Source organism: Synechococcus sp. R55.7, from assembly GCF_047461955.1.
GTDB lineage: Bacteria > Cyanobacteriota > Cyanobacteriia > Thermostichales > Thermostichaceae > Thermostichus.
Genome location: NZ_JANSIC010000042.1, coordinates 5,981 through 12,217, shown reverse-complemented (window position 1 = coordinate 12,217; position 6,237 = coordinate 5,981). Strand labels below are relative to the sequence as shown.

General features: G+C 57.4%; 4 protein-coding genes. 2 read left to right on the top strand and 2 right to left on the bottom strand.

Features of this window, described 5'->3' with window-relative positions:
* A partial coding sequence (locus tag NW820_RS03645) for a hemolysin family protein (RefSeq protein ID WP_414406709.1) occupies nt 1–1,484 on the top strand: 1,484 nt, incomplete at its 5' end.
* A 16-nt stretch (nt 1,485–1,500) separates the two neighbouring features.
* Here NW820_RS03645 and NW820_RS03640 read toward each other — a convergent pair.
* Nucleotides 1,501–3,042 carry an aminotransferase class I/II-fold pyridoxal phosphate-dependent enzyme gene (locus NW820_RS03640; RefSeq protein WP_414406708.1) on the bottom strand — a complete coding sequence of 514 codons (1,542 nt, stop codon included), beginning with the start codon at nt 3,040–3,042 and terminating at the stop codon, nt 1,501–1,503.
* 122 nt (nt 3,043–3,164) lie between these two features.
* Between NW820_RS03640 and NW820_RS03635 the strand changes: the two genes are divergently transcribed.
* The gene (locus tag NW820_RS03635) at nt 3,165–3,731 is read left to right on the top strand and encodes a DUF2854 domain-containing protein (RefSeq protein WP_414406707.1); all 567 of its coding nucleotides are present in this window, start codon (nt 3,165–3,167) and stop codon (nt 3,729–3,731) included.
* A gap of 193 nt (nt 3,732–3,924) precedes the next feature.
* On the opposite strand, the gene NW820_RS03630 is transcribed toward NW820_RS03635, so the two are convergent.
* A complete protein-coding gene (locus NW820_RS03630) occupies nt 3,925–6,012 on the bottom strand; it encodes an AMIN domain-containing protein (RefSeq protein ID WP_414406706.1) in 2,088 nt (695 codons plus the stop codon).
* Between the last annotated feature and the right edge of the window lie 225 nt (nt 6,013–6,237).

Genomic DNA, 6,237 nt, shown 5'->3' with positions numbered 1-6,237 from the left:
CTGAGCTAGAATGCTGTCTATCCGTCTTGCTGCTCCCCCTGATGGACGACCCCCCTTTAGCCTCGGCGGCTACTTTCCCCAACACTGAGCTTTCGTGGGGAGATGCGTCGCTTAGTCTCCTTTGGGTCATCGGTCTTCTGGTCATCAACGCTTTTTTTGTCGCGGTCGAGTTTTCCTTGGTATCGGCGCGGCGCTCCCGGATGGTGCAGTTGGCCAGCGAAGGGAACCGGCAGGCAGCTCTTGTGCAAAAAGCCCAGGAACAACTGGAATATGCCCTCTCCACCACACAGTTGGGCATTACTCTGGCCAGTGTATTGCTGGGCTGGATTGGAGCCACCCAGGTTTCGCCCACGCTGTTTTTGGCCTTGAGCCGCTTGGACTGGTTTCAGGGTGTGGATCCGGCCCTTATGCAGGGGGTGGCGGTGGTAGTGGTGTTTTCGCTGCTCACCTATTTTCAGATCGTGGTAGGGGAGCTGATCCCCAAGACTCTGGCCATCCTCTATTCCGAGCCGATTGCGCTGCAACTGGCCTGGCTCAATCGTTTGGTCAGCCGTATCCTAAGACCTTTTGTAGAGCTGCCCCGCTTTTCCTCTCGGTGTGTGCTGCGGCTTTTGGGAGTCCAGATTCCGGAGGCCAGCTCCTTTTACAGCACCATGACGGTGGAGGAGCTGCAACTGCTGATCGCCTCGTCGGTGGAGTCGGGCAACATTGAGGCGGAAGAGCGAGAGCTGTTGAGCAACATCTTCGAGTTCGGCGAGACGGTGGCCAGCGAGGTGATGATCCCGCGTACCAGCATCGACGCGGTGCCAGAAACTGCAACGGTGCAAGAGGTGCTGGCCGAGGTGGCCGAATCAGGACACTCCCGTTACCCGGTCTACGGCGAGTCTTTGGATGACATCCGCGGGCTGATCCACGTCAAGGAAGTCATTGGGGAGCTGGCCAAGGGATCCATCGACCTCCACAGCCCCATCACGCCTTTTATCCGCGAGGCCCACTTTGAGCCGGAGAACAAGCCGATTGCCGAACTGTTGCCCGAAATGAGGCAGCACCACTGGCCGATGGTGGTGGTGGTGGATGAGTTTGGCGGCACGGCGGGCCTGATCACCATTCAAGACTTGGTGGAGGAGATTGTCGGCAAGCTCTCCGATGGCCCGGATCCCAACACCAAGGAGCCGGACATCCAAGAACTTGACGAAAATACCTTGCTCATCCAGGCTCAGCTAGATATTGAAGAGATCAACGAGCGCTGTGGCCTCAACCTGCCTCTGCACGAGGATTACCAAACGCTGGGGGGCTTTTTGATCTACCACATGCAGAAGATCCCACGTGCTGGGGAAAAGTTCACCTACCAAGAGATGGAGTTTCAGGTGGTGCGCATGGAGGGGCCACGGGTGGATCGGGTGAAGGTAGCCCGCCGCCCCGGCACCCCGGCAAACTCCCTACCGCTGCTCCCCCCAGCGCAAACGGCAAAAACCCGTCCATAAGCCCGCTAGGAGAGCATTAGGTCCTTGCCTTGACCACTTTCAGGGTCTGCAGGCGCACATCCTCTGGGCCGTTGATAAAGCCGCCTGCCTCATGCACCAACAGCAGATAGTTCACCGCCTCTTGGGTCACCTCTTCTCCCGGCACCAAAATCGGGATCCCAGGTGGATAGGGGGAGATGATCTCGGCGCAGATATGGCCCACTGCTTCTTGGAAAGGCACCCGCTGAATGGGAGCAAAAAAAGCCTCCCGGGGTGATAGCCGTTGTGGTGGCAAGCAAGGACGGGGCAGTTGTGCCAGCCGCTGCATTTTTTCCATTGCCGCTCTGGATGGGCGGGATCCCTGAAAATGTTGCGACAGGGCGGCGAAACTTTCCACCAGGCGGTCAATGTCTCGCTGGGTATTGCCGATGCTGACAATGAAGACCACATTGTGCAGGGTGGACATCTCCGGCTGCACGTGGAAGTGATCGTTAACCCAGTCGTGAGCGTCGAAGCCGAACAACCCCAGCTCTGTCACCGTTACCGTGAGACGGGTGCGGTCGAAATCGAAAAAACCAGGGGTGGAGCCGATACGCTCTGGGCCAAAACAGCGCAAGCCGGGGATGCGGTTGAGACGGGCGCGGGCTTGATCTGCCAAAGCCAAGGCTTGGCCCAGCAGGGCTTCCCCTTCTAAGGCCATCTGCCGCCGTGCCACATCCAGCGACATCATCAGCACATAGCTGGGGCTAGTCGATTGCAGCAGTTGCAGAATGTTGCGCACCCGGTTGGGGTCGATACGGGATCCCTTGAGGTGCAGCATCGAGGCCTGGGTCATGCCGGAGATCACCTTGTGGGTGGACTGCACCACCAGATCGGCTCCGGCTTCTAGGGCCGAGATGGGCAATTGCGGATGAAACCCAAAGTGGGGCCCGTGGGCCTCATCCACCAGCAGCGGCAGGCCGTGGGCATGGGCGATGGAGGCCAAAGCCTGCACATCGCAGCAGACCCCGTAGTAGGTGGGGCTGACTACCAAAACGCCTTTGGCATCGGGATGCTCCGCCAAGGCCCCCTCCAAACCGGCTGGGGTAATCCCGTGGGCAATGCCCAGCTCCGGGTCAAAATCCGGCTCGATATAGGCCGGCACCGCCCCAGAGAGGATCACCCCGGCAATGGCGGATTTGTGGCAGTTGCGCGGCAAGAGGATCTTGTCTCCCGGATCGCACACCGCCATCACCAGCGTTTCCACGCCGCAGGTGGAACCGTTGACCAAAAACCAACTGCGATCCGCTCCATAAGCTGCTGCCGCCAGCTCCTGGGCCTCTCGGATCACGCCATCGGGGTCGTGGAGGTTGTCCACCTCTGGCAGCTCGGTCAGATCTGCCCGGAAGACGTTCTCTCCCAAAAAGGTCCGCAAGTCGGCAGGGATCCCACGTCCCTGTTTGTGGCCTGGCGTGTGAAAAGGAGCCTTATCCAAGCTGCAATAGTGGCGGATGGCCTCAAATAGAGGTGCTCGCTCCTGGGCTTTGCGATCCAGCGAGCGCAAGCAACGAGAGGTTTTGGACAGATTGGACAGAACCACAGACCACTCCTCAACACACCAGGTGGGCATTTTGTGATTATCCATCCCAATGGAGGCTAAGTCCACCGCCGGCGCTTTTCCTGCTAGCCTGGGTTTTCAGGTGGCCTTTCTTCCTCTCCTGTATGTTTGAAAAACTGCCCTTCCCCCTGAGCACTCTCGTGTTGCTGGCCGGGGCTGCCGCCACGGCTTGGGGCTTTGCCCACTACAACGATCCCACCCTCAATCTCATCGGCCTGTTTGCCGGGATCCCCTTGCTGTTGGGAGGGATAACCATGAAGGTAGTGGAACTCAAGCCGGTACCTGCCCTGGCCGCCCCTTCTCTCGAGGTGATCCAAGCCCGCGCCCAGCAGGCCACGGAAATTCAAAAGCAAGTCCGCGCCGATATCACCAAATATAGCTACGGGGCTAATGCCCACCTGGAAGATGCCCTGGAGTTTCTGGGTCTGCGCGGCCCTCTGGAAGCAGATCTGCCCAAGGTGAGAGGGTACAGAGAAGAGCTGCGAGATGGCCGGTATACCTTGGTGCTTCTGTTCGATTCCCCCAAGGTTCCCTTCCAACAATGGCAGGAAAGCTACCAGAAAAAAATGCAAGGCTTCTTTGGCCGAGATGTGGAGGTGCAACTGGGGCAGCCCCAAGAAAATCAGGTGGAATTGGCGCTTGTTGCCCGAGGTGGATCCCAGGCCACTTGAAGAAGCCATTAGCTGCTGAATGCAACTCAACGGATCCCGAAGCTAATGCAGCCAGTAACTCAGGACTGTCGAGAGTTAACTCATGAGGGGTGTGGGGAGCTATGGGTCCTGCGCTGTGCCTATAGTATCAGTGTTGGGAGGATGTCACGAAACTTGGCAGTTCGGCATAACCCTATTTTACGGATTGGGAATTTTACGGATTGGGAGGAAGACCAAAAGCAACATTATCATCCATAATGTAGGGCGTTAGCATGAAGACCACCTCATTGCGCTCGTTATTCACACTCTGAGAGCGGAACAAAGCACCCAAAAGAGGCAAGTCGCCTAGGAAAGGCACTTTTTGAACGTCAACGATGTCCCTGTCTTGAATGAGGCCAGCAATAATAAAGGTTTGCCCATCTCTTAACCTGAGCTGAGATGCTTCCAGCCGCCTCCTGTCAATATTGAAAAGTAGAATGCCTGCAAAGTCTCCGCCTCCCAATATTTGACTGGGTACAGGAATAGAAATTTCCGGCTGAATGGTCAGGGTAACAAACCCATTGTCATCTATTCTAACTTCTGAGACGTCAAGGATAACCCCGGCATCCTCTCGCTGCAAACGCTGAGTAACAACTGGAGGCTGGTTTTCGCCCTGGGGTATGGTGATGGTTTCAACGTTAACGGGCACGCTGGTTGCAATGCTAATTCGACTGGATCCGCCATCTGCCACCACAACTTTGGGGTCAGTTAGAATTTTTCCAGTTCCATTTTGTATTGCAGACTGCACTCTTAGAGCCAAAGACTGCTGCAGCCGGTTGAGAGTGTTAAATATTCCCGTGATGGATCCTGATGGGCCTGCAGGGCCGATAGAGCTTACCGAGGATCCCGCAGGTTGATTGAGCGGTTGACCACCAAAGTTGGCGTCCCCTAAAGTTCCGACAGCAAAGTTGCCAGAAGCTCCCCCTAGGTTGATCGAAAGGCTCTCGTTGTTATTTAGCCGAATATCAACTGCTCTCAGGGAAATCAAAACCTGTCGCCGACGCACATCCAATTGGGCAATCTGAGCAGCCGCGATGTCCTGCTGCCGCGAGTTGCCGATCACCGTAATGGAGTTGGTGCGCTCGTCCACAACGAATTGGGCACCGGGAGCAACGGCGTTCAAAACTCCTTCCAGCCGACTGGCCAAATCGGTGGCGACTGCCTGATTCACGCGGTAATTGCGCACCAGGATCCCAGTCACCCCTGGCAGGTTTTGTCCAACAAATACGGTTTGGCCCCTTCGCTGGGCCTGCAACTGTTTTAGCCGCAAGATAAAGTTGAATGTCTCCTGTAAGGGCGAGTCTTGCACATCCAGAGAGATGGTTAGATCGGGTGGGACGTCGTTGAGCACCACATTCAACCCTGCTCGCCGCACCAACAAGCTCAGCACATCGCCCACAGGAGCATCTTTCAAGGTCAAGCTAATCCTGGCATTGGATCCGAGATCCACTGTAGGTGGATCAGGCAGGATTGTGCCAACGGCAATATCGCCAGCAGGAGGAGCCACAGCTCTCCCCTGAAAAGGAGATTCGGTGGGCAAACTTCCCGGCGGCAATTGAGGTTGGTTGAGCTGGCCCACAGGGGGGACCTGAGAAATCACGGGTGCAGCAGGAACAGCAGGTGCAGGAGGAGCCGCTTGAGTTGTCTGCGGAGGGGCAGGGTTTTGAGCGACCGGTTGGGAGGCAGGGGCAGGAGCTGCGGGCTGAGGAACAGGAGCCACGGGCTGAGGTCGGTTTAGTGACGCCGGTTGGCCGGGCGCTACTGGGTTGGACGAGGGTTGAGGGGGAACCGCCGCTAGGGGGGCCGGTGGAGCAGAGGGTAGGCCCTCAAAGTCGAAGACCAACTGCGTCGGGCTGCGCCGAGCCAGCAAGCCTTGGGGAGCTGCGGCCACACCGGCTATTTCTATCCGCACGCTGTCGTTGCTCAACTGGCGGGCCTCAATGAAGCGCACCCCCGGCAGGGGAGACTCTTGGCGATAGCGGCCCTGGCTTCCGCTCAATTGAGCATTGGTGATGTCCCCGATCCAAGATTGTCCCTGCTGGGTAAAGAACACCTGTGGGCGAGCGCCCCCTTCGGTGTTGATCTCCAACTGCATGCGGTTGCCGTTGGGCACCAGGCGGATATCTGTGATGCGGCTGAGGCGTTGCGGGTTTGCGGAGGTCAACTGTTGAGCGGCTGCCTCATTGACCCGGCTTTCTAAGGCCAATGGGGGCAGGGACAGGATCAAGCCCAACGCACACCCATAAGCAACTCGACGGTTCATCATCCTCACACCTCACTCCTTCACCCAGTCGTATTCTTGCTTCACCTCGCCACGGGTGCCTTTGGCCTCGTTCACCCCGTGCTTCCCTGATCAAAGCCGAAATCTCGGACTTTGCCACTACCTGTAGCCGTTTCGGAAGAAATTTTTCCCAGATCTTCGATTCGGCAACACTATCCGTGCTGAACCGGCGGTTGTTCCCGTCTTCTGAAAACCAGAGGGGATCCC

What these genes read in the sequence shown, in the direction of transcription:
- NW820_RS03635 (WP_414406707.1), top strand. Translation starts at nt 3,165, where the DNA reads ATGTTTGAAAAACTGCCCTTCCCCCTGAGCACTCTCGTGTTGCTGGCC.
- NW820_RS03630 (WP_414406706.1), bottom strand. Translation starts at nt 6,012, where the DNA reads ATGAACCGTCGAGTTGCTTATGGGTGTGCGTTGGGCTTGATCCTGTCC.